The 25,052-nt window shown below is 76.1% G+C and carries 17 protein-coding genes; 12 read left to right on the forward strand and 5 right to left on the reverse strand.

The features are described from left to right. Nucleotides 1-15: 15 nt before the first annotated feature. Nucleotides 16-360, reverse strand: a complete 345-nt coding sequence (locus DTB53_RS12410) for a hypothetical protein (protein ID WP_012380886.1) — start codon at nucleotides 358-360, stop codon at nucleotides 16-18. Then, on the reverse strand, nucleotides 357-836 hold the full coding sequence (locus DTB53_RS12415) for a DUF6232 family protein (protein WP_003969059.1): 480 nt from the start codon (nucleotides 834-836) through the stop codon (nucleotides 357-359). Before DTB53_RS12415 ends, DTB53_RS12410 begins: the two co-directional genes overlap by 4 nt. 451 nt (nucleotides 837-1,287) lie before the next feature. Here DTB53_RS12415 and DTB53_RS12420 point away from each other — a divergent pair, with 451 nt between their 5' ends. The 4 genes from DTB53_RS12420 (at nucleotide 1,288) to DTB53_RS12435 (ending at nucleotide 10,124) form a co-directional block, all read left to right on the forward strand. Then, complete coding sequence (locus DTB53_RS12420) at nucleotides 1,288-4,626, forward strand: type 2 lanthipeptide synthetase LanM (protein WP_042497146.1); 3,339 nt, start codon at nucleotides 1,288-1,290, stop codon at nucleotides 4,624-4,626. A gap of 125 nt (nucleotides 4,627-4,751) precedes the next feature. After that, the gene (locus tag DTB53_RS12425; RefSeq protein ID WP_003969056.1) at nucleotides 4,752-4,949 is read left to right on the forward strand and encodes a hypothetical protein; all 198 of its coding nucleotides are present in this window, start codon (nucleotides 4,752-4,754) and stop codon (nucleotides 4,947-4,949) included. A gap of 79 nt (nucleotides 4,950-5,028) precedes the next feature. Continuing rightward, nucleotides 5,029-7,959: a helix-turn-helix transcriptional regulator gene (locus tag DTB53_RS12430; protein WP_012380884.1), complete on the forward strand. Its 2,931-nt coding sequence runs from the start codon at nucleotides 5,029-5,031 to the stop codon at nucleotides 7,957-7,959. A gap of 242 nt (nucleotides 7,960-8,201) precedes the next feature. Further along, nucleotides 8,202-10,124 (forward strand): AfsR/SARP family transcriptional regulator, encoded by a 1,923-nt coding sequence (locus tag DTB53_RS12435; protein ID WP_030701828.1) that lies wholly within the window; start codon nucleotides 8,202-8,204, stop codon nucleotides 10,122-10,124. Here the strand turns inward: DTB53_RS12435 and lanKC are convergent. From lanKC to DTB53_RS36840, 3 genes are all read right to left on the reverse strand, one after another. Then, complete coding sequence (gene lanKC, locus DTB53_RS12440) at nucleotides 10,111-12,732, reverse strand: class III lanthionine synthetase LanKC (protein ID WP_012380882.1); 2,622 nt, start codon at nucleotides 12,730-12,732, stop codon at nucleotides 10,111-10,113. The two genes, DTB53_RS12435 and lanKC, sit on opposite strands and share 14 nt — an antisense overlap. 10 nt (nucleotides 12,733-12,742) lie before the next feature. Then, a complete protein-coding gene (locus DTB53_RS12445) occupies nucleotides 12,743-14,125 on the reverse strand; it encodes an MFS transporter (protein WP_012380881.1) in 1,383 nt (460 codons plus the stop codon). 164 nt (nucleotides 14,126-14,289) lie between these two features. After that, complete coding sequence (locus DTB53_RS36840) at nucleotides 14,290-14,445, reverse strand: hypothetical protein (protein ID WP_003969051.1); 156 nt, start codon at nucleotides 14,443-14,445, stop codon at nucleotides 14,290-14,292. A gap of 322 nt (nucleotides 14,446-14,767) precedes the next feature. Here DTB53_RS36840 and DTB53_RS12450 point away from each other — a divergent pair, with 322 nt between their 5' ends. The 8 genes from DTB53_RS12450 to DTB53_RS12485 all read left to right on the forward strand — a co-directional run bounded on the left by DTB53_RS12450 (nucleotide 14,768) and on the right by DTB53_RS12485 (nucleotide 24,982). Then, nucleotides 14,768-15,892, forward strand: coding sequence for a radical SAM family protein (locus tag DTB53_RS12450; RefSeq protein WP_030701822.1), 1,125 nt, complete (start codon nucleotides 14,768-14,770; stop codon nucleotides 15,890-15,892). Further along, a complete protein-coding gene (locus tag DTB53_RS12455) occupies nucleotides 15,889-16,644 on the forward strand; it encodes an iron-containing redox enzyme family protein (protein WP_012380878.1) in 756 nt (251 codons plus the stop codon). Before DTB53_RS12450 ends, DTB53_RS12455 begins: the two co-directional genes overlap by 4 nt. Further along, complete coding sequence (locus DTB53_RS12460) at nucleotides 16,641-16,859, forward strand: aroma-sacti cluster domain-containing protein (RefSeq protein WP_003969047.1); 219 nt, start codon at nucleotides 16,641-16,643, stop codon at nucleotides 16,857-16,859. Before DTB53_RS12455 ends, DTB53_RS12460 begins: the two co-directional genes overlap by 4 nt. 238 nt (nucleotides 16,860-17,097) lie before the next feature. After that, nucleotides 17,098-20,493 carry an adenylate/guanylate cyclase domain-containing protein gene (locus tag DTB53_RS12465; protein WP_012380877.1) on the forward strand — a complete coding sequence of 1,132 codons (3,396 nt, stop codon included), beginning with the start codon at nucleotides 17,098-17,100 and terminating at the stop codon, nucleotides 20,491-20,493. A 3-nt stretch (nucleotides 20,494-20,496) separates the two neighbouring features. Beyond that, nucleotides 20,497-21,411: a S8 family peptidase gene (locus DTB53_RS12470; protein WP_003969045.1), complete on the forward strand. Its 915-nt coding sequence runs from the start codon at nucleotides 20,497-20,499 to the stop codon at nucleotides 21,409-21,411. Beyond that, entirely contained in the window at nucleotides 21,395-22,018 is a 624-nt protein-coding gene (locus DTB53_RS12475; RefSeq protein ID WP_030701819.1) for a GAF domain-containing protein, read from the forward strand. Before DTB53_RS12470 ends, DTB53_RS12475 begins: the two co-directional genes overlap by 17 nt. A 123-nt stretch (nucleotides 22,019-22,141) precedes the next feature. Beyond that, a complete protein-coding gene (locus DTB53_RS12480) occupies nucleotides 22,142-22,930 on the forward strand; it encodes a sugar phosphate isomerase/epimerase family protein (protein ID WP_012380874.1) in 789 nt (262 codons plus the stop codon). A 219-nt stretch (nucleotides 22,931-23,149) separates the two neighbouring features. Further along, nucleotides 23,150-24,982, forward strand: a complete 1,833-nt coding sequence (locus DTB53_RS12485) for a glycoside hydrolase family 3 protein (RefSeq protein ID WP_012380873.1) — start codon at nucleotides 23,150-23,152, stop codon at nucleotides 24,980-24,982. Nucleotides 24,983-25,052: the final 70 nt, after the last annotated feature.

Genomic DNA, 25,052 nt, shown 5'->3' on the forward strand with positions numbered 1-25,052 from the left:
CGCGGCGGGACAGCCTCAGCCCAGCAGCCCCAGCAGCCGCCCCAGCGCGTCCGCGACGGGCTGGGCCATGGGTCCCACGCTGTTGGCGATCTGGCCGAGCCGCGCCAGGACGAGGCCGCGCTCGGTCATGGCCTCGCGGTCCAGGGCGAGCACGGGCAGGGTCTCTTCGACCGCGCGGACCTGCTCCGGGGTGAGATGGGCCGTCAGGTCACGGAGTCGGGCGGTCAACTCCTGCACCGCGGCGCGGAGTTCCGGGTCCTGGGTGGCTCCGACGATGCCGTAGTTGATGCCGATCACCTGCTCTCCCCGCTGGTTGAAGACGGGGCCGTTGTAGGTCGTGTGGTGCGTGGGTTCGGTCACAGCTTGATCCCCGTGTTCGTCCCGCCGTTCTGGTTGAAGACGGGGCCGTTGTAGTTGTTCAACTCGTGCACGTACGCGGTGAACTCGGCCTCCGGGTGGTTGATCGCGTGGACGATCTGACCGGCGATCGTCCGCAGCTCGTCCACGCTCGGCAGCGTCACGACCGCCAGGGAGCCGCCGGCCGTCTCGACGGCCAGGATCGGCTTCGCCGGTTCGAGGAGTTCCTTGATGAAGTACATGACCAGACCGACCAGGAAGACGACGAACACGGGGTTGCCGCTCTCCCCGATCCGCGCGTCACCGCCGCTCGACGCGTTGACCACCACGTAGACGACGGCGGTGAGGGCCAGCCACTTCAGGAAGCTGAGGAAGGTGGCGCCTCGTTGCGGCTTGACCTTGGTGGCCTCGACCCGGGTGAGGTTGTCCAGCGGGAAGGCCGCCGAGCCGATCCAGAGCATGCGCTGGTTGACCGACACCTCCAGGACGCCGCCGGGACGCGGCAGCGGCGGTATGGGCGGCTGCCCCTGCGGAGGTCCGGGCGGAGGGCCCGGCGGTGGCGGGGACGAGGAAGGTGGTGAGGAGGGCGGCGGCGTGGAGGGCGGCGCCGGTGACGGTCCGGACAGCCGCCCGGACGGTGGCGCGGATCTCTGTGGCTGCCCGAAGCTCCCAGTGGTGTCCATGTGCTCCCCCGTGCACTCGTCACTCACCCCGCGCTCGCGGGAGCCCTATTAAGCAGCAACCCGGCTCCGCGCGGCAGGCGAGAAGTGGCCATTTCCCGAATCCGCCGCCGCGGCCGTGGCCGGTGTCTGCGGGGCCGGGGGGCGAAAGATGGGGGCGACTCCCCCATGCGCCCCCACCCGCTCCCCCGCCACGATGGACGCGGGCGGCCCGACCGGGGCCGGCCCGGGACCGGGGAGGTGCGGAGCGGTGACGGAGAAGGATCTGATCGACAGAGGGCCGAGCCGTCGCCCCGCCGCCGCGGTTCCCTTCGCGTCCGCTCCCGTCACTCCCGGCGCGTCCGCTCCCGCGGTGTCCGCCGAGTCCGCGGCGGCCGTTCCCGTCGGCTCCTCGCCCGCCGTATCCGTCGAGTCCGCGCCCGTCGTGCCCGTCGGCTCCGCTCCCGCGGTTTCCACCGGGTCCACGCCCGCCGCTCCCGTCGGCTCCGGTCCCGTCGTCTCCGGCGCGTCCGCTCCCGTCGTGCCCGTCGGATCCGCTCCGGCCGTTCCCCTCGGCTCCTCGCCCACCGCTCCCGTCGCGTCCGTCGCTGCCCTCTTCTCCACCGTCGGGGAGCCGTGGTGGCTGCCCGGTGTCGTCGGGGGCGGCCCCTCCGGCGAACCCGGCTGGGCGGTCTTCGCCCGGGAGGCCGTCGCCTCGGCGCCGCGTGACGTGGAGGTCGCCGACCGGGCGTACCCCGGACTCAGCGGCTTCGGGCCGATCGTCGCGCCGTTCGTCGAGGCGTCCGCACGGCGGCTCCAGGACGCGCCGGCGGTGGGCGGCTCGGCCGCGGACGGGCCGACGGGGGACGGTTCGGCCCTTCTGGCGGACTTCCGCCGGCAGCTGACGCGCCGGCTGTCCCGGATCGCGGCGCGCACCCTCGTCACGGAGTTGCACGAGGCCCGGCGGCTGGGCCGGTTGAGCGGCGAGGGCGCGAAGGAGCGCTTCCGGGACTTCGTCCGGCGCACCGCCCGACGCGACGGCCTCGCCCTGCTCGTCACCGGCTATCCCGTGCTGGCGCGCCTCCTCGCGACGGCCTGCCTGAACGCGGGGGACGCGTTCGCGGAGATGGCCGCGCGGCTCGCCGCCGACCGGCACCTGCTGGCCCCCTCGGGGGTCCTCGGCGACCGGGCCGGTTCCCCGGAGGGCGGACGCGGCGGGAGCACGGGGCCCGGGGCGCTCACCGGCGTCGAGGCCGGGGCGGGCGACAGCCACCGCGGCGGCCGGTCGGTGATGCTGCTGCGGTTCGCCGACGGCACGCGGCTGGTCTACAAGCCGCGTCCGCTCGCGGCGCACCGGCACTTCAACGCCCTGGCCGAGTGGTTCGGTTCGCTGTCCGGCGCGCCGGAGCTGCGGGTGCTGCGGGTCCTGGACCGGGGGGAGTACGGCTGGGCGGAGTACGTCGAGGAGCGGCCCTGCGCCACGGCGGCGGAGACCCGCCTGTTCTACCGGCGCCAGGGGGCGCTGCTGGCCCTGCTGCACACGCTGGACGGTACGGACCTGCACCACGAGAACCTGATCGCCTGCGGCCCGCACCCGGTGCTGGTCGACGTGGAGACGCTGTTCCACCCGCCGCTGGGGCCCGCCCGGTCCTCCGATCCGGCCGCCCGGGCCCTGCACGACTCGGTCCACCGGGTGGGCCTGCTGCCGCAGTTGCTCGTCGGGGACACCACCGCGCTCGACATGTCCGCCATCGGCGGGGGCCGGGCCGCGTCCTCGCCGATCGAGACCGCCGACTGGGCGGACGCCGGCACCGACCGCATGCGGCTGGTGCGGCGGGCGGGCCTGTTCACCGAGTCCGCCAACCGGCCCCGGATGGGCGGAGTGGCGGCCGATCCCTCCGCGTTCACCGAGGCCCTGTGCGGCGGCTTCCGCGCCGGATACACGGCGATCAGCGAGCACCGGGACGAACTCCTGGGCTCGGACGGTCTTCTGCGCCTCTTCGCGCGGGACGAGGTGCGCGTCGTGCCCCGGCCGACCTGGACGTACACGACGCTGCTGGACGAGTCGACCCACCCCGATCTGATGCGGGACGCCGCCGAACGGCACCAGGTCCTCTCGCTGCTGCGCACCCCGCTCCTGGGCGTGCCCGCCCTGCCCGGCGTGGAGGACGAGGAGGTCGCGGAGCTCTGGTGCGGTGACGTGCCGGTGTTCGGCACCCGGCCGGGCTCCACGGAGCTGTGGAGCGGCACCGGCCGTACGGTCCCGGGGCAGCCCGACGGCGAAACCGCCGGCCCCACCGGGCTGGCGCGCGTCGAGGCCAAGGTCCGCGCGATGGACACCGTGGACCGCCAGGACCAGGAACGGATCATCCGGGCCGCCATGGTGAGCACCTCGCCCGAGCCGCCGCACCGGTCGGCGCCGGGCGGCCGGTCGCGGAGCGCGGCGACCGCACCGGAGCCCGAGCAACTGCTGTCCGCCGCACGGTCGGTGGGCGACCAGCTCGTCTCCCTCGCCTACCGGCACGAGCGCCGCACCAACTGGATCGGGCTCGAACTGCTCGGCGAGCGCTACTGGCGGCTCACCCCGATGGCGGCGGACCTCGCGGGCGGGTACACGGGACCCGCGCTCTTTCTCGCGCAACTGGCGGCGCTCACCGGCGCCTCCCGGTACGCGGAGGCGGCCCGCGAGGCGCTCACCCCGGTCCCGGGGCTGCTGGACACCCTGCACGGCCGGGCCGACGAACTCGGGGCGCTGGGCTCCGGAGCCTTCGCCGGCCTCGGCGGCATCGCGTACGCGCTGACCGAGGTGGGCACGCTGCTGGGCGACCGGGAGGTGCTGGACCAGGCCGGTCCCGCCGTCCGGCTGAGCTGCGCGGCGAGCGCGGCCGAGGACGGGTACGGGGTGCGCGGCGGGGCGGCGGGCGGGCTCGTCTCGCTGCTCGCGGTGCACCGCGCCACCGGCCGCCCCGAGGCCTGGCGGGGCGCCGAGCGCTGCGCCGAGCGGATCGCCGCCGCCCCGCTCCCCGACGCCGCGGGCTTCGCCGACGGGGCGGCGGGGATCGGCTGGGCGCTGTTGCGCTTCGCCGGGGCCGGGGGCGACGCCAGCCACCGGAGCACGGGGCTGGCGGCCCTGCGCCGGGCCACGGCCGGAGCGAACCGCGCGACCGCCATCGGGACGGCTCCCGAACCGGCGGCCCGAGCCGCCACCGGGTCGGCCTGGTGCGACGGGGCGGCCGGTATCGCGCTGGCGATCGCGGACAGCCCCGACGCGCTGGTGGACCCGGAGCTGTCCGGCTGGCTCGCCGCGCGCTCCGCCGAGCTGGCGGGCATCGGTCCGCTCGCCGACGACAGCCTGTGCCACGGGGAGTCGGGGCTGCTGGAACTCCTCGGCCACCGTGCGCTGCCCGCCGCGCGACCCGCGTGGATGCGCCGGGCCGGAACGCTGCTGGCCTCGGCGGACCGGGCGGGCCCGCAGTGCGGGACACCCGGCCGCGTACCGCATCCGGGGCTGCTCACCGGGCTCTCCGGGATCGGGCACGGCCTGTTGCGGGCCGGGTTCCCCGACCGGATCGGGTCCGCGCTGCTCCTGCGCCCCTCCGGGGCCCCCTGACCGAACCACCGCTCCGATGACCACGACGACCGACAGCGACCGACGACCAGCGACAGCGCCGAGATCGGCGACAGCGACCACATCATCACCACCGCTATCACCACCACCCAGAGGATGAGGCAGAGATGAAGCAGTTCGGCGAATCGGCCCTGCAGGCGTCCGGCGAGATCGCGCACGAGGGCACGCCCGAGCACCCGGCGGGGCAGATCTCCTTGGGGTCCACCGGAGGCCTCGGTGCACGCGGCAGACTCCTCAGCGCCTCGGAGGGCGAGAGCGGCTACAGCCACGATCTGCCGTGGACCACCATGACGGCCCCGTGGTGAACGGTTCCAGCCAACTAAGCCTTAAATGAGCCGAATTGGCCCGCTGCCGTCGAGGATTGGGCTCCAGTAACCTGCGGCCATGCGAGCGACTTCGCCGGTCATCGTCGGACGGGACGAAGAGATCGGACTGCTGAGCAGCGCCCTGGACGCCGTACAACGGCGTTCGGGGCGCGCGCTGTTCCTCCTCGGGGAAGCCGGTATCGGCAAGTCCCGACTGGTGGGCGAGTGCGCCTACCGGGCGTACGGGCTCGGCATGCCCGTCCTGCGCGGCCGGGCCACCTCGACCGGGCTCGTCGTGCCCTTCCGCCCGCTCGCGGAGGCGCTGGCGTCCCGGTTCCGGGCCGCTGGCACCCCGACCGATCCGGAGCTGGCGCCCTACCACCCCGCGCTGGCCCGCCTGGTCCCGGAGTGGCGCAAGGACGGGTCCCCCGGCTATCCGGAGACGGTCGTGGAGCTCGCCGAGGCCCTGCTGCGGCTGCTGTCGGTGCTGGGCCGGGAGGCGGGCTGCGCGATCCTCCTGGAGGATCTGCACGACTGCGACACGGAGACCGTCGCGGTCGTCGAGTACGTCATCGACAACCTGGCCGATCTGCCCATCCTGTTGCTGGGCACCCTGCGTCCGGAGCCGGGCTCCGCACTGGACCTCGTACGCTCCGTCGAACGCCGGCACGCCGCGACCGTGCGGGAGCTGGGCCCCCTCCGCGACGACCGGGTGCGGGCGCTGACGGGCGCCTGTCTGGAGGCGCGGCCGGAGGAGATACCCGAGTCGGTGCACCGCCGGCTGGCCGAGCGTGCCGCGGGCAACCCGTACTTGCTGGAAGTCCTGCTGGCGGACCTGCTGGACACGGGGCGGCTCCGGCGGACGGACGAGGGGTGGGAGGCGGTGGACCAGCCGGGCGGCTCGGTCCCCTCGGACATCGTCCGCAGCTGGGCCCGCAGGCTGGAGCGGCTGGACGAGCCGGTGCGGGACCTCTTACTGGCGTCGGCCACCCTGGGCAGCCAGTTCTCGGTGACCGTGCTCCAGACCGTCACCGGTTTCGAGGACCGGGCCCTGTTCACGCATCTGCGCTCCGCCGTCGAAGCCGGTGTCATCGCCCCCGACGGCGCGGCCCCCGACCGCTACACCTTCCGGCACTCGCTGACCGCCGAGGCCCTGATCTCCTCGCTCGCGCCGGCCGAACGCGCCTCGCTCGCCCGCCGCGCCGCCGGGGCCATCGAGCACGCCGGGCAGCCGCTGGACGAGGACGGGCGGCAGCTCGTGGCCTCGTTGCAGCTGGCGGCGGGCAACCGGGCCGGAGCGGCCCGCCAGTTCGCGGAGGCGGGAAGACGGATGCTCGCTTCGGGGGCGCACGGCTCCGCCGTGGTGCTGCTGGAGCGGGCGCACCCGCTGGCCGCCGAGACCGACCGGGCCGCCGTCGCCGAGTCGTTGGCGGTCGCCCGGGCCGAGGGCGGCGATCTGGACGGCGCGCTGGCGCTGGCGGACGCGCTTCCGCCGGTTCCGGCGCGTTCCGAGGCCGCCGCCCGGCGCGGCCTGATCCACATCGAGCTGGCCTGGGCCGCGGTCATGGCGGAGCGCCCCGCCGACGCGGCGCTCCAGGTCGAGGCGGCCCGGGTGCTGCTGGGACCGTCGCCGCCGCCGGGCCGCCGGGCCGCGCTCGTGGTGGTCGACGGGTACCTGGCGCTGCTTCCCGGGCACGGGCGGCCCGGACCCGAGCCCCGGGATCCGGCGGGCTCCGAGCGGGCCGTGCGGGAGGCCGCGGAGACCGCGGAGGCGGAGGGGCTGCCCGTGGTGGCCTGTCAGGCGTGGCAGTTGCTGGCGCTGCTGCGGCGCGAGGAGGGCTTCGACGCGGCGGACGCCGCACTGGAGCGGATGCTGTCGATCTCCACCGAACACGCCCTGCCGGTCTGGCGGGTGGAGGCGCTGGTGCGGCTCGGGGCGAACGCCTTCATGCGGACCGGGGACGCGGCCCGGCTGCTCTCGGCGCGGGCGGCGGCCACCGAGCTGGGGGCGCTGCTGCTGACCCGCACGGTCGACGGGCTGCTCGCGATGAACGCGGTGATGTGCGCCCGGTGGGAGGAGGCGCAGGAGATCATCGACCGCTCGGCGGAGGCCAGCGCGCGGGTCGGTGACCGGTCCGCCCACCGCTACCTGCTGCTGGCCGGGGCGACGATGGCCGCGCACCGGGGGCGGCGGCGGGACATGGACCGGTCGCTGGCCGCGTTCCGGCGGGCGGGTGGCGAGCAGTCGCTGCTGGTGCCGCTCCGGTCGGGGCTGTGCCGGGCGTTCGGGGCGCTCCTGGAGGAGGACCGGGAGCGGGCGGCGGCGGATCTCGACGAGGCGCTGGCCTGGGAGGCGGACCACCCGAGCTACTACTACCTGAGCGGGCGGTACGGGCTGCGCCCGCTGCTGCGGGTGCTGGCGGGCGACGCGGACCGGGCGGAGCTGGAGGAGGCACGGGCGACGCCCGGGGGGTGTCTCGCCTGGAACCGGCAGTTCCTGGAGCTGGCGTCCGCGGTGCTGCTGGGGCGGGAGGGGGACGCGGCCGGGGCGGCCCGGCGGATGGCGTCGTTCGACGGGCGGTCCGCGCCCTTCCCGGTCGCCCGCCACCTGGGGCTGCGGCTGGTCGCGGACGCGGCCCGCGCGGACGGGTGGGGCGAGCCGGTGGCGTGGCTGCGGTCCGCCGAGGAGTTCTTCTACGGGGCGGGGGTGCAGCCGGTCGCCTCCGCGTGCCGGGCGGCGCTGCGGCAGGCCGGGGCCAGCGTGGGCCAGCACCGGGGCGGCTGGGACCGGATCCCGTCGCCGCTGCGGTCCAGCGGGGTGACCCCGCGCGAGTACGAGGTGTTCGTGCTGCTGCCCGAGCGGCCCGGCAACCAGCAGATCGCCCGGCGGCTCTCCATCTCGCCCCGCACGGTGGAGAAGCACATGGCCAGTCTGCTGAGCAAGACCGGGCGCGCGGACCGGGCGGCGCTGTGCGAGTTCGCCGCCGAGTGCGCCGTCGAACCGGCCTGAGCCCCGACCCGCCCGAACCGGACCGGCCTGAGCCGCGATCCGCCCGGACCGGCCGGGGGCGGGGTCCGCTCCGGGGCCCATGGGGGCCGGGGCGGGCAACATGGGGGCAGCGGGCGGTTTCGGTCGGGTGGCCGGGCGGAAAATGCGTGCGGGGCCCCGATGTGCGGGGGTCGGGGGGGCCAGCAGGATCGGGCGTACGTACGGACCAGTCCGCCGCCCGTCCCCGTTCCGGAGGCCCGCTGATGACCCGACCTCCCGCCCGTACCGGCTCCGCAGGTGCGGTGCACGTCTCCCTGCTCGGCCCGCTCACCGCCCGGCTGGACGGCCGTGAGCTGCCGCTCGGCCCGCGAAAGCAGCGCCTGGTCCTCGCCACGCTGCTGGCCCGCCCCAACACCCCCGTGCCGGTGGGCGTGCTGACCGACGCGGTGTGGCCGGACGACCCGCCCCGGACCGCCCGCAAGAACCTCCAGGTCTACGTCAGCGCCGCCCGCACCCTCCTGGGGCCCGCCGGGGACGGGGGCCGGGACCGGGTGGTGCACGGTTGCGGGGGCTACCTCCTGCGCATCGCCGAGGCGGAGCTGGACACCCTGCGGTTCGGGGCGCTGGCCCGCGCGGGGCGGGCGGCGGCCGGCCGGGGCGATCTGCCCGGCGCGGCCCGGCTGCTGCGTGAGGCACTGGACCTGTGGGAGGGGCCGCCGCTGAACGATCTGCGCGACTCCGTCGGGGTCGCCGAGGAGGCCGACCGGCTGGAGGCCCGCTGTCTGACGGTGTTCGAGGACTGGGCGGAGACCGAGATCGAGCTGGGCCGGGCCGCCGTCGCGGTGGACGGGCTGCGGGATCTGGTGGAGCGCCACCCGCTGCGGGAGCGCCTCCGGGCCGCCTGGATGACCTCCCTGCACCAGTCGGGGCGGCAGGCCGAGGCGCTGGCGGTGTACGACGACTACCGGCAGCTGATGTCGCGGGAGCTGGGGCTGGAGCCGTCTCCGGCGATGGCGGCGCAGTACCGCTCGATGCTCGGCCGGGGGCGTGAGGCCCGGCGGCCCGCCGCCACCCGGGAGGCGGGGAGCGCGGGGGCGCTGCCCGCCTGTACGGGCGCGTTCACCGGCCGCCGCGACGAACTGCGGGACCTGCTGGACGTGCTGGGCGGTGGCGAGGAGCGGGTGGTGGTCGTCTCGGGTCCGGCCGGGGCCGGGAAGTCCGCGCTCGCGGTCCGGGCGGCGCATCTGCTCGCCGACCGTTTCCCCGACGGGCGCGTCCACGTCCGGGTGCGCCGGGAGGACGGTACGGCCCGGAGCCGGGCGGAGGTCCTGGCCGAGCTGGGACGGCTGTGCGGGGTGGCCGGCGCCGCGCCCGCGGGGGCGGCGGGCGGCCCGGCGGACGCGCGCGGGGCCACGGCGGCCCTGGCGGACGCCTGGCAGGGGTGGCTGGCCCGGCACCGGGCGCTGGTCGTCCTGGACGGCGTGCCGGACGAGGCGGCCGTCCGGGGGCTGCTGCCCCGGTCCGGGAAGTGTTCCGTACTGGTCACCGCCCGGGGGCAGTTGGCGGGTCTCGCTCCGGTACACCGGATCGCGTTGCCCGCGCTGGCGGACGGTGAGGCGCTGGAGCTGCTGGGGAAGCTGATCGGGGCCGGGCGGCTGCGGACCGACCCGGGGGCGGCGTTACGGATCGTCCGGGCCTGCGGGGCGCTGCCGCTCGCGGTCGAGGTGAGCGGGATGCGGCTGGCGGTGCTGCGGCATCTGCCGCTGGCGGAGTACGCGGCCCGGCTCGACGACCCGTCGGCCGCGCTGGACGAACTGGTCGCCGGGGACGTCTCCGTACGGGACCGGATCGCGTCCGGCTGGCGGGACCTCGGGGACGGCGACCGGTGGGCGCTGGGCCGGCTGGCGGAGCTCGCCGAGGACGGGGGCTTCGCCCTGGACCGGGCCACGGCGGCGCTGGGCCGCGGGGAGCGGGCGGCGATCCGGGCCGTGGAGTCGCTGATCGGCGCGGGGGCGGTGACCTCGCCCGCCGGGGAGGTCACCGCGCACGCCGCGCTCTACGAGGTGCCGAGGCTGCTCGCCCTGTACGCCCGTGAGCGGGAGGCTGCCGCCCTGCCGGGGGCCCCGGACCGGCCGGAGGCCCCGGACCTGCCGGGTGTGCAGGCCTCCGCGCTCATCCCAGGGTGAGCAGATCCAGCAGATCGTGCGGCCGGTCGCCGGCGGGGGCCCCGAGGGAGGGTCCGCCGGCTTCCGCACCGGCCAGGAAGTACAGGGACAGCAGCAGCCCCGCCGCTCCGGTGGCCAGGTCGGCGGAGCAGCGCAGCAGCCCCGCCCCCGGGACGAGCAGCCGGTCCTCGTCGGCGACCAGGTGCCAGGACAGGTTGCGTACGGAGGCCAGGACCCCGGGGGCCGTACGGCCCTCCGGCGACAGGGCGCCCGCCACGGCCATGAGCCCCGCCCGGCCGGTGAACAGCCCCGGCTCGCGGACGAATTCGAAGGCGCAGCCCCTGGCCACCCCGGGCAGCAGGGCGGCGAGCTCCGGGGACTCGCGGCGGGCCAGCCAGGCCCGGGCCACCAGGGCGAACCCGCCGCTGCCCTGGTCCAGGTAGAGGAAGTGCCGTCGGCCGTCCTTCACCTGGACGGTGCCGTCCGGCATGGTCACGCAGTGGGCCGCCTCCGCCTCCAGGGCCCGGCCCGCCGCGAGAAGGAACCGCTCGTCGCCGGTCATGGCGTGCAGTTCGAGGTGGAGCAGGGCCGCACCGCTCAGCCCGCGCAGCAGACCCGCCGAGGCGGGGGCGCGCAGCCCCGGCACGGACTCGCCCCGCACCAGCCGGTCGAGGTCGTGGGCGGTGCGGGCGGCGGCGTCGACGAGGTCGTGGTCGACCTTGGCGTCGGGCGAGGCGCCCTCCGCGCGCTGGGGGCGGGCGAGGCGCAGCGCGGCGAGGGCGACGCCCGCGCGGCCGTTCATCAGGTCGGCCGAGGCGGACGGGGGCGCGGCGGCGCACCGTTCGTAGAGTTCCCGGCCCTCCTCCCGGCGGCCCAGCGCGGACAGCACCACCGCGGTGCCCGGCAGCCCGCCGTAGAGGCCGCCGGGCGACGCGGGATCCTGGCGCCGGGCGGTGTCGGCGAGCCAGTCGGTCCAGGCGGGCGGCACCGGGGCGCCGGTGCGGTGCAGGGTGTGGAGCACCCCGGCCGCCCCGTGCGCGACGTCGGTCCCGCCGGTCGAGAAGGCCTGGGGGTCCCCGGGGAAGAGGCGGTCGGTGCGCTCGGGCGTCGCCCCCGCGTGGATGCCCCGCAGCAGCCGGTCCCGCAGCCCGGCCCAGTCCGGCCGCGGCCCTTCGAGGAGCGCGGCGGTCTCCCGCTCGCGGCCGTCGGTGCTCTCCGCGGCCCGCAGCGCCGCGGGCCTGCGCGGTCCCGCTCCGGCGTCCAGGCCGTACCTCCGGCGGGCCCAGCGTTCCAGCGTCAGGGCCTTGGCCCGGTCGTGGCCGGCCATCTCCATGATGGGCATCAGCATGTAGAGCCAGGTCGCCCAGAGCGCGTAGGCGTCGGCCTCGGCGCCGACGGTCCCGGCGGGCGCCTGGAGCCCCGGTGCCCCCGCCACCGGGGTGTCCGGGTCGTCGAGGGCGGTGGCGTACTCGAAGTCGATCAGGGCCACGCGGCCGTCGGGGCGGATGATGACGTTGGAGGGGTGCAGGTCGCCGAAGCGCAGACCGCGCTCGTGGACGGCGGCCAGCGCCGCGGTCAGCCGCTCGGTCACCGACTCCACCCAGTCGGTGTACGGGGCGAGTTCGGCGGCCGTGCCGGTGGTGTGGAGCAGGGCGAAGCGGCCGACGATCTCCTCCAGGAGGGTGGTCCCCTCGATGTGCTCCTCGATCAGGAAGTGGTGCTCCCACACGGTCCGTACGCCGTACACCTCGGGAACGCAGTCCAGCCCGGCCAGCGCGGTCAGGGCCCGGTGCTCGCGGCGCAGCCGGGTGACCGCGTCGTCGCCCGCCTCGTCCAGCCCGCTGTGCGGCCTGGCCTCGCGGAGCACCACCCGCCGGCCCGTCTCCCGGTGCCGGGCCAGGTAGATGCCGCCCGCGTTGGAGAACTGGAGGGATTCGGAGACGTCGTAGGGGAAACCGGCGTCCCCGGCCGCGGCGCGGGCCGCCAGGTGCGGGCGCAGCGCGTCGGGGACGGTGACCCACGGCGGTATCCGGAACACCACCCCGCGCTCGTCGGGCACCAGTTCGCCCGAGGGGTGGCGCAGGGCGAGGACCCGTTCCCCGTTCCCGTCGAGGCACCAGCGGGAGACGAACGCCCCGTACCGGATGTACACCGGGGCGTCGCCGATCCGCAGGTCGCTGAGGATGTAGGGGCCGCGGCGGCCGGCGAGGGCGCGGGTCAACTCGTCCAGCACCCGCAGGAAGACGCGCTCGTCCGGCGGGTAGAGCGTGATGAACTTCCCGGCGCCCGCCCGGGACATGTACTTGCCCGACATCAGCAGGAGCGCCCGCTCGCTGCGGAGGAACTTGAACGGCACCCCGTGGGCCCGGCAGATCCGGGCGGTGTCGAGCAGGGTCTCCTCGGCCTCCTCCGGGACGGTGGAGACGTGGATCTTCCAGCCCTGCCCGGCCGGTTCACGGCCCTCGGGGAGCAGGGAGGTCCACAGCCCGCCCGCGACCCGGCGCCAGCCGTCGGCCGGCGGCTCCGAGTCCAGCGGGTAGCGGGTGCTCTCGTCCTTCAGCCGGGCAGGGGTCTCGTAGTACGTACGGTCGGCGAGGCAGTAGAGCTGGGTCTGCTGGAGACCGGGCACGGGATCCTCCTCAGGGTGTGCCGGGGCCCGCGGCGTCGGGGGCCGGCCCGGCCGTGGTCCGCTCCGGGGCGGTCGCCGGGCGGGTGGGGACGGTTCCGGCCGGTTCCGGGTCCGGCCGTTCGGGCAGCTGCGGCGTCGCCGGCTCCTCCCGCGGCTCCGGCGCCCCGGCCGCATCCGGCTTCTCCCCCACCGCACCCGCCCCGGCGCGGACGGACGGCGCGAGCGTCACGACGGCCGCCGAGACGGCCAGCACGCAGCCGATCACGACGAAGGCGGCGCTGCTGTCCAGCGTGGTCAGCAGGAAGCCGCCGACGAGCGGGCCGAACGGCTGGACCAGCGAGGAGAGGAAGCCCGCGGCGCTCTGCACCCGCCCGATCCGGTCCTCGGGGGTGACGACCAGCAGGGTGGAGAGGAAGCCGATGCTGGCGACCGTCGAGAGGCACATGCAGAGCGCGCAGAGCAGTCCGGCCACCAGCGGGCTGCTGAGCCAGGCCAGGACGCCCGCCGTCGCCACACAGCTCCAGCAGGTGAGGACGATGAGCGTCCGGACGTGGCGCTCCGCGGCGAACCGGGGCGCGATCAGCGCACCGGCGAGGGCTCCCGCCGAGACGCAGGTGATGACGAAGCCGCCGCCGAGGCCGGAGCGCCCGCCGTCGGAGAAGACGGCGAGCGCCGTGAAGGTGAGGGCGCCGAAGGAGAAGTTCATGCCCAGCCCGAAGACGAGCAGCACCGTCCGCAGATAAGGCAGTTGCCACAGGAAGGAGAGTCCCGCGGTGAGCTCCCGGCGGCTGAACACCGAGCCCGCCCGGCTCCTGGCCTTCGAGCGGGTCCGTACGAGCGCCACACAGACGGTGGAGAGGAGCAGCCCGAGGAACTGGGCGGTGAAGGGCAGGGCCTCGTGCACGCCGAACAGGGCGCCGCCGACCAGCGGCCCGACCAGCCGGGCCGTGGAGGTACGCGCCTGGAGCCGGGCGGTCGCCGTGCTCATCCGGTCCGGCGGCACGACCGCGCGCATCAGACCGAAGGCGGCGGGGGCGTAGACGCTGTTGAGCACGGCGCCGGCGGTCGCGACCAGGAGGACGAGGGCCATCGGGGCGTGCCCGTTCCACACGGCGACGGCCAGCGCGGTGACGGCCGCCAGGCTGCCCACGTCGCACAGCCGCATCAGCCTGCGGCGTTCGACCCGGTCGGCCATGACCCCGCCCGGCAGCATCGTGATCAGCACGGCGCAGACGGCCACGGTTCCCACGGCGCCGGCCTGCACGGCGGAGCCCGTCTCCTTGAGGACCAGCAGGGGCAGCGCGATGGCACTCATCTGGCCGCCGAGAACGGCGAAGAGGCCGCTCAACCAGAGCAGCCGGAAATCCCGGTTGGAACGGAGCGACTCGGCCATCGTGGGCTCCCGTCGGTGGTGGTCGTTCGGCTGCGCGGGACGGGGCGGCCTCCGTGGTGCGCGGAGGCCGCCCCGGCTCAGGCCGGTGCCACGGCCGTGGGACTCGGGGCCCGTCGGGCGTGGCTCAGGGCGGTGCGGCCCTGACGGCCGCGTGGTCCGTCCGGTCAGCCCAGGACGAGGCTCACGGTGCTGACGCAGTTGCCGGGGACGTCGATGATCTCGTGGTTGCCGGCCGTCTCCTGGAGGTCCAGGACGGAGTGCGCCTCGACCTCGGGGGTCTCCTCGGCGTCGCCGGCCTCGGGCTTGGTGTTCTCGGACATGATGGTCTCCATCCACTCGTCACAGCGGGGCCGGGTTCCGTCGGGGATCGCCCCTCGGTGTCCGGTGCGGCCGGCTGGTGCCTGCCGTTGCCGAGAACGTTAGGAAGCCGGGCCTGGCAATCGCTTCGGCGTCGGTATGGCGCCGGTATCGGGCCAGTTGACGGTGTACGGGGGCCGGTTCGCGACCGTTCGCGGCGGCCCGCGGACCCGCTCCGACCTGGGCCCATACCGCCGCCGAACCACCTTCGGACCGTCCCCGAACCGGTGCCGCGCAGCCTGGGTACGCGCCCGACGCGCCCCGGCCCCGAAGGAGGCGGCCCGCATGGAACTCGCCGAACTCGTCGCACGGCGGCCCTTCCCGGCCGCCGGTCTGCTCCTCGGCCTCACCCGGCGCTGCCCGCTGAGCTGCGCGCACTGCTCGACCGGGTCGGACCTGTTCACCCGGGAGGAGCCGGACGGCGGTCAGCTGGAGCGCTTCGTGGGCTCGTTCACCGAGGTGGACCGGCCCGACATCGTCATGCTCACCGGCGGGGAACCCCTGCTGCTGCCCGCGCTCGCCGAACGGCTGAGCACCCTGGCGCGCGGTGCCGGGTCCCGTACCGCGCTGCTCAGCGGCATGTTCTTCGCCCGGTCCGGGAGCCGGCGGGGCCGGAGGGGCGCGGCGATTCCCCCCGCGATCCTGCGCGCGATCCGCTCCGTCGACCACTTCTCGGCCTCCCTCGACCTGCACCACGAGCGCGAGGTGCCGCGCGCCGACGTGTTCCGCGCCCTGCACCGGATCCGGGACGAGGGCGTGGCGGTGAGCTTCCACCTCACCGGGACCGGTGCGGCCGACCCGTATCTCGCCGACATCACCCGGGCGGTGGAGCGGGAGTTCGGCGGCCGGGTCCCCTGCCTGGTCAACGAGGTGCGCCCGTTCGGCCGGGCGGCCTCCTGGGCCAGGCCCGCCCGTACCGGCCCCGACCCCGCGGCGGCCTCCCCCTGCTCGATGGCCGCCTGGCCGGTGGTCGCCTTCGACGGCCGCGTACTGGCCTGCTGCAACCAGGACACCGTCGACAAGCGGCCCGTCCCGGCCCATCTGGACCTCGGGCACATCGGCGCCGACGACTGGGGGACCGTACGCGCCCGGGCGCTGGAGTCGCCGGTGCTGCGCATGCTCCGCACGGTCGGGCCGACGCATCTGGCCGCCCGGTACGGCTCCGGCCCCGGGGCGGGCTCCTACTGCGACGGGTGCCGGGCGCTGGGCGACGACGAGGCGGCGGCGGCCGGGGCGCTGGCCGTGGCGGGCGGGGCGGCCGGGGCGCTGCTGGACCTGACGGCCGCGGTGCGCGGCTCCCGGGAGGGTGCGCAGGGCGTCGTGCGCCGCCACGGCTGTGCGGCCTACGCGCCCCTGGTCGTCACGGGCGGGCCACCGCTGCCGGAGACCGAGGGGCGGGACGTCCGATGAGCACCGCGACCGACGGCACACGGGTCGGGCACGCGGGGGCGTCGGCCCGGCTGCGGGTCAAACTGCTGCTGCTGGAACCGGAGTTCCGGGACGCCACGCACCACATGTGGCGCGCCGACGGGCTGTTGCCGCGCTACCGGACGTATCTGTGCACCATGCACGCCGTCATCCGCGCCTCCGTCCCGCTGATGGAGCTGGCCCTCGACCGCACCCGCGCCCTGGCCGGGTCCGGCGATCCGCTGGCCGTGCCGCTCGCCGCGTACCTGGAGGAGCACATCCGGGAGGAGGCGGACCATGACGCCTGGCTGCTGGAGGACCTCCGGGCGGCGGGCGGCGACCCCCGGGACGCGCTCGACCCCCTGCCCTCCCCCCTGGTCGCCTCGCTCGTCGGGTCCCAGTACTACTGGATCGAGCACCACCACCCGGTCGCCCTGCTCGGCTACATCGCCGTCCTGGAGGGCTACGCCCCCGCCCCGGGCCTGACCGGCCGCATCGCCCGGCTGACCGGGCTGCCCGCCGCCGCGCTGCGGACCGTACGGGAGCACTCGGTGATCGACACGGAGCACCTGGACGAGCTGTACGCGCTGCTCGACCGGCTACCGCTCGACCGGGGGCGGGAAGCGGCCGTCGCGGTCAGCGCACTGCACTCCCTCGACGCGCTCACCAGGCTGTTCGTCCGGCTCGGGCGCTCCGCACCGGCGCCGTCGCTGCGGGGAGCCGGACTCGTCCCACCGATGGGAGTCACACCATGACCGGACCACCCGAGAACGGCGAACGGCCCGTGCTGCCCGCCGCCCTGTACGAGGCGGGCTTTCCCGTGGACCTGCTCACCGAGGAACAGCGCGAGGTGCTGTGCGGGCTGACGCCGGAGGAACTGGCGCTGCTGCTGGACGTCAAGGGCCGGCTGGACGCCGTGGGGCCGGAGGTCCAGGCGCACGGCGAGATCGCCGGCGGCGCCCTGTTCTGACCGGCGGGCGGTGACCGATCACCGGTACGGCCCCGGCGGCGGGTTCAGGGCCGCCGGGGCCGTACCCGCCGGGGCACGGGCGCCCGGTGCGCCCGCCCGGCCCCTCACCGCACACCGTCCGACCGCACGCCCCCCGACCGCGCACGGGCGCCTGACCGCACGCCACCCCGCCGCACGCGCGCACACCTGACCGCACGGCACCTCCGACCGCACGGCCCCCGGGAGAGAAGGACCCGCCATGAACTGCTCCTCGTGCCAGCAGGATCTGCCGCCGACGGCCCGGTTCTGTTCGTCCTGCGGGACCCCGTGCGCGGCCACCGGGGCCGCCGGGGCCGGGCCGGTCCCCGCCGCGCCGCCCGGTGACGAACGCAAGCCGGTGACCGTGCTGTTCTGCGACCTCGTCGGGTCCACCGCGCTGTCGGGGGTGCTCGACCCCGAGACCCTGCGCACGGTGACCCTGCGCTACTTCGAGGCGATGAGCGCGGAGATCGTGGCGCGGGGCGGCACCCCGGAGAAGTTCATCGGGGACGCGGTGATGGCGGTGTTCGGCGTACCGGTGGTCCGTGACGACGACGCCCGCCGGGCGCTGGCGGCGGCGCTCGGGATGCGTCGGGCGCTGGCCCGGCTGAACGAGGAGCTGGACGCCACTCTGGGCATCGAGCTGACCACCCGGATCGGCGTCAACACCGGGCAGGTGGTGGCGGGTTCGGACACGACCGCCCGGCAGGCCCTGGTCTCCGGGGAGACCGTCAACATCGCCGCCCGGCTGGAGCAGAACGCGGGCCCCGGCGAGATCCTGATCGGCCCGGAGACCCTGCTCGCCGCGGGCCCGACGGTGCGGGCCGAACCCACCGGGCCGCTGCGGCTGAAGGGCAAGCGGGACAGCGTGGAGGCCTACCGGCTGCTGGCGCTGGGCGCGGACGACCCCGAGCTGCTGCGCCGCTTCGACGTCCCCTTCGTCGGCCGCGACGCCGAACGGCGTTCGCTCGACGCCGCTTTGGAGCGAGCCGTCCGCGGCGGCGGGGCCGGGCTGCTGCGGGTCACCGGGGAGGCGGGCATCGGCAAGACCCGGCTGGTACGGGAGTGGCTGTCGCGACGGTCGGCGTCCGGCGCGCTCACGTACGGGGCGGGGCGGTGCCGCAGTTACGGGGACCACGGCACCCTCGCCCCGCTGGCCGACGCGGTGCGCTCGCTGGTGGCGGTGGGGCCCGCATCCGATGCCGGGCCGGGCTCCGGGGCCGGATCGGCGGCGGGGTCCGGGCAGGCGCCGGAGCCTGGGCCCGGGTCCGGTCATGTCTCCGGGCAGGCGTCCGGTCGGATGCCCGGCGCCGCGGACGACGGGAAGGACACGGCGGGTGGTCTGGCGGTCGACGACGCGATGGCCCTGCTGTCCGGGGGCCTCCTGCGCGACGGTACGCCGAACGCGCCGTTCGAGGACATGTGCGCGGCCCTGACGGCGGTCCTGGAGCGGGCCGCCCGGGCCCGCCCGGTCGTCCTGGTCCTCGACGACTGGCACGCGGCGGCCCCGTTGCTGGTCCGCACGGTGCGCCGGCTGACGGACGGCTCGGGGTGCGCGGGGGTCCTGGTGGTCTGCGCCGGGCGGCCCGACGGACCGGACGGCGCGGAGGGCCCGGGAGCGCCGGAAGGGCCGGACGAGGGGGTCGAGGGGGACGGGTCCGCCACCGGTGCGGGGCGCCTCCTGCTCACCGGTCTGCCGCCCGGGGAGGCGGCGCGGCTCGCCGCCGGTCTGGCGGGGCCGGACGCCGGGCCCGCCCCGGTGGACGACCGGCTCCTGGCCCGGGCCGGCGGCAATCCGCTCTACCTGGAACAGCTCCTGATCGGCGACCGGGCGGACCCGGCGGTCGCCGCCCGTCCGGGGGAACCGGCGGCCGAGGAGGATCTGCCGCCCACGCTCCAGGCCCTGCTGGGCGCGCGCATCGGCGCCCTGGCCCGGGCGGAGCGCGGGGTGGTGGACCTGGCCGCGGTGATCGGACGGGAGTTCACCGCGGCGGAGCTGGTCCGGCTGGAGCTGTCGCTACGGGCCGGGGAGGGGCACGACGCCGGGCAGCTCGCCGGGGCGACCGGCGCGGCCGGGGCGGCCCCGGAGCACCGGCGGCGCGTCGAGGAGGCGTTGGCCGTGCTGGGCCGTCGCCGGCTGGTGGAGTCGGGGGCCCCGGGGTCCCGGGAGCCCGCGCCCTACCGGTTCAGCAGCGGACTGGTGCACGAGGTCGCGTACGCCTCGCTGTCCAAGCGGGCCAAGGCCGAACGCCATGCCTGGGCGGCGGAGCTGCCCAGCGTGCTGCGCAGCGGCGACGGCGCGGTCGGCGGCCATCTGGAGCGGGCCTACCGCTACCGGGCGGAGCTGGGCCTGCTGGACGATCCGGCCCGGCGGCTGCGCGAGCGGGCCGCCGCGGCGCTGGGCCGGGCCGGGGCGCAGGCCGCCGCCCGGTCCGACCTGCACTGGGCGCACGGCCTGCTGGAGCGGGCGGTGGACCTGTGCCCCGGGGACCCGGCGGCGACCCGGCGGCTCGGCGAGGTACGGGTGGCGCTGGGCCGCACCGTGGAGGGCGCCGAACTGCTGCGCCTCGTCCGGGACTCGGGGGGCGACCCGGTGGAGGCCGCCCATGCCCGCCTGGCGCTCGCGGTGCTGGATCCGGGCGGTCCGGGTCCCGGCCCCGCCGCCGTGGCCCGGGCCGTGCTGCCGGTGTTCGAGGCGGCCGGGGACTCGGCCGGCCGGGCGCGGGCCCATCTGCGGCTCTCCCAGCAGTTCCAGCGGTCCGGTCGGCACGAGGAGGCGGAGCGGGACCAGGCGCGGGCCCTGGAGCACGCGGTGCTGGCCGGCGCGGAGCCGGAACGGGCCGGGGCGCTCGGCGCGATCGGCGTCTCCCTGTGGCGGGGGCCGGTTCCGGTGCCCGAAGCGGTGGACCGCTGCCGGTCGCTGCTGGCGGCGCACGGGGCGGGCCGGCCCACGGTCCGGGTCACCCTCAACTGCCCGCTGGCGGTGCTGCACGCGCTCCAGGAGCGGCCCGACGAGGCATACCGCTGCCTGGCCGAGGCGGAGCGGCTCGCCGGGAAGCTGGGGTTCGCCGAGGCGGAGGTCTTCCTCCCGGTGTTCCGGGCGGCGGTGGAGGCACTCCTCGGCAACGGCCCGGAGGCCCTGGACCTGCTGGGGCGGGCGGACGCGGCGGCCCGGCGCACGGGGGCGGCCGGGATGCGGACGGCGGTGGCGCTGGACGCGGCCCGCCTGGAGCTGGACGCGGGCCGGGAGGCCCCGGCGGCGGCCCGGCTGGCGGGCGTCGGCGACACGTCGGGGCTGAGCCGCGCGGACGCGGTGGACCTGGCGGGGCTGCGGGCCCGGCTGACGGTGCGCGACCGCCCGGAGGAGGCGGCGGAGCACGCGGACCGGGCGGTCCGGGCCTCGCTGCTCACGGACTCCCCGCTGGTGCAGGCGACGGCCGAGCTGGACCGGGCGCAGACGCTCGCCGCCCTGGGCCGGTGGCCGGAGGCCGAGGCCTCGGCCCGGTCGGCCGGGGCGCACTTCACGGGCAAGGGGCATCTGCCGGGGGTGCGCCGGGTCTCCGGCTTCCTCGCGCACCCGCCCCGGCCGCTGGCCACGACGAGGGAGAGGAGCTGACCGATGACGACCACGGAATCGGAACGGCCACGGACGGAACCGGAACGGCCGCGGACGGCCCCGGGGCAGGGGCTGACCTGGAGCCTGCGCGGGCGCGGCCCGGAGGACGTACCGGTGCTGGCGGACCCCGGGCCGCCGCTCGGCCGCCCCACCGGGCCCGCCACCGGGCGCGGGGTGCGGGTGTGCGTGGTGGATTCGGGCGTGGAGCGGGACCATCCGCTGATCGGCCCGCTCGCCGGTTCCTGGGTGGTCGTCAAGGACGCGGAGAGCGGGGAGATCACGGTCGAGCCGACGACCACCGGGGACACCTGCGGGCACGGCACCGCGTGCGCGGGCATCGTCCGCCGGACCGCCCCGGAGTGCGAGATCCACAGTGTGCGGGTGCTCGGGGAACGGTTCTCCGGCACCGGCGACGTCCTGATGGCGGGGTTGCGCTGGGCGGTGGAGCAGGGCTTCGACGTGGTCAACCTCAGCCTGTCGACGACCCGTACGCGGTTCGCGCAGGAGCTGCACAGCCTGGCCGACAGCGCCTACTTCGCCCGTACGGTGATCGTCGCCTCGGCCCACAACACCCCGGTGGAGAGCTTCCCCTGGCGGTTCGCGTCGGTGATCTCGGTGGGCAGCCACCAGGAGGACGACCCCGAACTCCACCTGTACAACCCCGAGCCCCCGGTGGAGTTCTTCGGGCCCGGCCAGAACGTGACCGTGCCGTGGCTGGGCGGCCGGACGATCCGCACCACGGGGAACAGCTTCGCCACGCCGTACGTCGCCGGGCTCTGCGCCCGCGTCCTGTCCGCGCATCCGCGGATGACGGCCTTCCAGCTCAAGAACGCCCTTTATCTGTCCGCGGCCAATGTGCGCCACACGCCGCGTCCTTCCACTGCGGCAGGAGATATCCGTGATGACTCCGAGAACTGATCCCGCTCCGTCCCTCTCCCCCACCGCCGCCGCCACGGTCGCCGACGCCCCGCGCCGCGAGCTGCTCCAGTCGGTCGTCGACGTGGCCCGCGCCATCTTCGGGGCCGAGGCCAGCTCGGTGTTCCTGCTCGACGAGGAGGCGGACGAGCTGGTCTTCCAGGCCGTGTCCGGGCAGGGCGAGGAGTTCCTGGTGGGCCGCCGGTTCCCGGCCGGCCGCGGGATCGCCGGGTGGGTGGCGACCTCCGGCGAGCCGATGGTGGTGGACGACCTGAGCTCCGACACGTCGTTCGACCGGTCGCTGGCCGAGTCGACCGCGTACGTGCCGAACGCCCTGATGGCGGCCCCGCTCATCAGCGAATCCCGGATCCTCGGGGTGCTGGAGGTGCTGGACCCCTCCCCGCAGGCCAGGTCGGGCGTCCGGGAGCTGGACCTGCTCGCGATGTTCGCCCGGCAGGCCGCGGCGGCGCTGCGGGTGGTCACCCCGGAGCCGGTCCGCGAGGCCGAGCAGCGGGCGGCGGCCGGCGCGGGCGTGCTGGACGGTGCGCGGCGCGAGGACGCGCTGAAGCTCCTGGGTAGCCTGGAGCGGCTGCTGCGCGGCGTCGGCTGAGGAGGCCGGCGCCCGGGCGGCCGTCAGCCCCGGGCCGGGAGCGCCCGCCGACCACGCGGTCGGGAGTAGCGACCGGCCCGGCGGGCAGGAGCGGGGCGTCGGCACAAGGGAAGGAACCGCACGATGAAGCTCGCATTCTCCACCCTCGGGGTGCCGGGAACGCCGGTCCCGGAGGTCGTCCGGCTCGCCGCCGGGAACGGCTATCAGGGGGTGGAGCTGCGCGTCCACCCCGAGGAGCCGGTGCACCTGGGGCTCTCGTCGCTGGAACGGGCCGATGTGGTCGAGGCGTTCAAGGCCGGCGGGGTGGAGATCCTGGCCCTCGCCGGGTATGTGAAGGCGGCTGCCGAGGGGGACGACGAACCGGTCCTGGCGGAACTGTCCGAGCTGGTGAAGCTCGCCCGGGACCTGGGCGCGTCCTACGTCCGGGTCTTCCCGGGCGGCGGCGACCAGGAGCAGGCGGAGGCCGACGCGACGGCCGCCCGGCGGCTCGGGGCCGTGGCGCCGGCCGCCGCCGACATGGGCGTGAGCATCCTGCTGGAGACCCATGACTCGCACCGGGCGGGCCTCGACGCCGCCCGGGTCGTCGCCACGGTCGGGCACCCCCGGGTCGGGGCGATCTGGGACGTGCTGCACACCTGGCTCGCCGGTGAGGAGCCGGCCGCCAGCCACGCGGTGCTCGCACCGCACCTGGGCTACGTCCAGGTGAAGGACGTGGCGTCGGCGGACGACCTGACCCCGTTGGCGCTGGGCTCCGGGGTGCTTCCGCTGGCGGAGTGCCTGGACGGGCTCGATCCGGACACGTGGGTGTGCTGGGAGTACGAGAAGCGCTGGCACCCGGGGGCGGCGGAGTTGCCGGGGCTGCTGGGCGCGGGGCGCGAGCACCTGCTGCGGCTCAGAGCGCCGAAGCAGTAGCGGCGGGCGGTACGAGGGCGCGGGGGCGGCGGGAGCCGGCGCACCCCGCGCCTTCGCATGCCCGCCGGAGGGCGTTCCCCCGCGCTTCCGGGCCGCTCGTTCCCGTCCCCCCGTTCGCGTGCGGGTCGTCACGCGAACGGCCGGGCCCCTTGACCGGAAGTTACTTTCCCTATAAGCGTACTCACTTGGAAGTTTCTTTCACCCCGGGAAGGAGCTCACGTGCCCCACCGCACCTCAAGACGCACCCTCCTCACCGCCACCGCGGCCGCCACGGCCGCGGCGGCCACCGGCGCCCTCGCCGTCCCCTCCGCCGCTTCCGCGCACCCCACGAACGCCTCCTCCGACCGCCGGCTGCGACGGATCATCGCCGGGATGAGCCTGGAGGAGAAGGTCGGCCAGCTGTTCGTGATGCGGGTCTACGGGCACTCCGCCACCGACCCCGACCAGGCGGACATCGACGCGAACCTCAAGGAGATCGGGGTCCGTACGGCCGCCGAGTTGATCTCCACGTACCACGTCGGCGGCATCATCTACTTCACCTGGGCGCACAACACCCGCGACCCGCACCAGATCGCCGACCTCTCCAACGGCCTCCAGCGCGCCGCGCTCGCCGGGCGCTCCCGGCTGCCGCTGCTCGTCTCCACCGACCAGGAACACGGCATCGTCTGCCGGGTCGGCGAACCCGCCACACTGCTGCCGGGCGCGATGGCCCTGGGCGCGGGCGGCTCGCGCTCCGACACCCGCCGGGCGGCCCGGATCGCGGGCGCCGAACTCGCCGCGCTCGGCATCAACCAGAACTACGCGCCGGACGCCGACGTCAACGTCAACCCGGCCAACCCGGTCATCGGCGTACGGTCCTTCGGCTCCGACCCCGCCGCGGTGGCCGCCCTGGTCGCGGAGCAGGTGAAGGGGTACCAGGGCGCGGGCGTCGCGTCGACCGCCAAGCACTTCCCCGGCCACGGGGACACCAGCACCGACAGCCACACCGGGCTGCCCGTCATCAACCACACCCGGGCCCAGTGGGAGGAGTTGGACGCCCCGCCGTTCCGCGCCGCCGTCCGGGCCCGGATCGACTCGATCATGACCGCGCACATCGTGGTCCCCGCACTCGACCCGTCCGAGGACCCGGCCACGCTCTCCCGGCCGATCCTCACCGGCATCCTCCGCGAGGAGCTCGGCTACGACGGGGTGGTGGTCACCGACTCCCTCGGCATGGAGGGGGTGCGCACGAAGTACGGCGACGACCGCGTGCCGGTCCTGGCGCTGCTGGCGGGCGTGGACCAGCTGCTCAACCCGCCGAACCTCTCCGTCGCCTGGAACGCCGTGGTGGCGGCGGTGCAGGGCGGCGAGATCAGCGAGGCGAGAGTCGATGAATCGATCCTGCGGATCCTGCGGCTGAAGGACCGGCTGGGCCTGTTCCGCGACCCGTTCGTCAGTCGGCGGGACGTCGGGCGCACGGTCGGCAGCCGCGCCCACCGGGCCGCCGCCGACCGGATCGCCGAACGCACGACCACCCTGCTCGCCGACCCGGGCGCCCTGCTGCCGCTCTCCCGCCGCAGCCACCGCGACCTGCTGGTGGTGGGGGCCGATCCGGCCTCCCCCTCCGGGACGACGGGCCCGCCGACCAGCACCCTGCGCGACGCCTTCGGCGAACTGGGCTTCACGGCGACGGCGTTGTCCACCGGTACGGCTCCGAACCAGGCGAAGATCGCCGAAGCGGTCGCCGCGGCCCGGGGCCGGGACGCGGTCGTCGTGGCGACGTACAACGTCACGGCGACCAGCGCGCAGCGCACCCTGGTCACCGCCCTCGTGGCGACCGGCGTCCCGGTGGTGGCCGTCGCCGTCCGCAACCCCTACGACATCGCCCACCTCACCGGGACCGGAGTCGCGGCGAGCCTCGCCGCGTACTCCTGGACCGATGTCGAACTGCGCGCCGCGGCCCGGGTGATCGCGGGCCACGCCGACCCGCGGGGCACCCTCCCGGTCCCGGTGCAGCGCGCGGACGACCCGACGCAGGTGCTGTATCCGGTGGGCCACGGCATGTCGTACTAGCCCTACGGCGGCCGGACGGCACCGCCCTCCGGCCACGGACGCAAAGCGCCCCGCGCACCTGGCGTGGCCC

This window comes from Streptomyces griseus (assembly GCF_900460065.1).
Lineage (GTDB): Bacteria > Actinomycetota > Actinomycetes > Streptomycetales > Streptomycetaceae > Streptomyces > Streptomyces griseus.

Coding starts and splice junctions, on each gene's coding strand:
- DTB53_RS12480 (WP_012380874.1), top strand. CDS start 22,142: ATGAAGCTCGCATTCTCCACCCTCGGGGTGCCGGGAACGCCGGTCCCG.
- DTB53_RS12435 (WP_030701828.1), top strand. CDS start 8,202: ATGACCCGACCTCCCGCCCGTACCGGCTCCGCAGGTGCGGTGCACGTC.
- DTB53_RS12470 (WP_003969045.1), top strand. CDS start 20,497: ATGACGACCACGGAATCGGAACGGCCACGGACGGAACCGGAACGGCCG.
- DTB53_RS12465 (WP_012380877.1), top strand. CDS start 17,098: ATGAACTGCTCCTCGTGCCAGCAGGATCTGCCGCCGACGGCCCGGTTC.
- DTB53_RS36840 (WP_003969051.1), bottom strand. CDS start 14,445: ATGTCCGAGAACACCAAGCCCGAGGCCGGCGACGCCGAGGAGACCCCC.
- DTB53_RS12475 (WP_030701819.1), top strand. CDS start 21,395: ATGACTCCGAGAACTGATCCCGCTCCGTCCCTCTCCCCCACCGCCGCC.
- DTB53_RS12425 (WP_003969056.1), top strand. CDS start 4,752: ATGAAGCAGTTCGGCGAATCGGCCCTGCAGGCGTCCGGCGAGATCGCG.
- DTB53_RS12445 (WP_012380881.1), bottom strand. CDS start 14,125: ATGGCCGAGTCGCTCCGTTCCAACCGGGATTTCCGGCTGCTCTGGTTG.
- DTB53_RS12460 (WP_003969047.1), top strand. CDS start 16,641: ATGACCGGACCACCCGAGAACGGCGAACGGCCCGTGCTGCCCGCCGCC.
- DTB53_RS12455 (WP_012380878.1), top strand. CDS start 15,889: ATGAGCACCGCGACCGACGGCACACGGGTCGGGCACGCGGGGGCGTCG.
- DTB53_RS12450 (WP_030701822.1), top strand. CDS start 14,768: ATGGAACTCGCCGAACTCGTCGCACGGCGGCCCTTCCCGGCCGCCGGT.
- DTB53_RS12430 (WP_012380884.1), top strand. CDS start 5,029: ATGCGAGCGACTTCGCCGGTCATCGTCGGACGGGACGAAGAGATCGGA.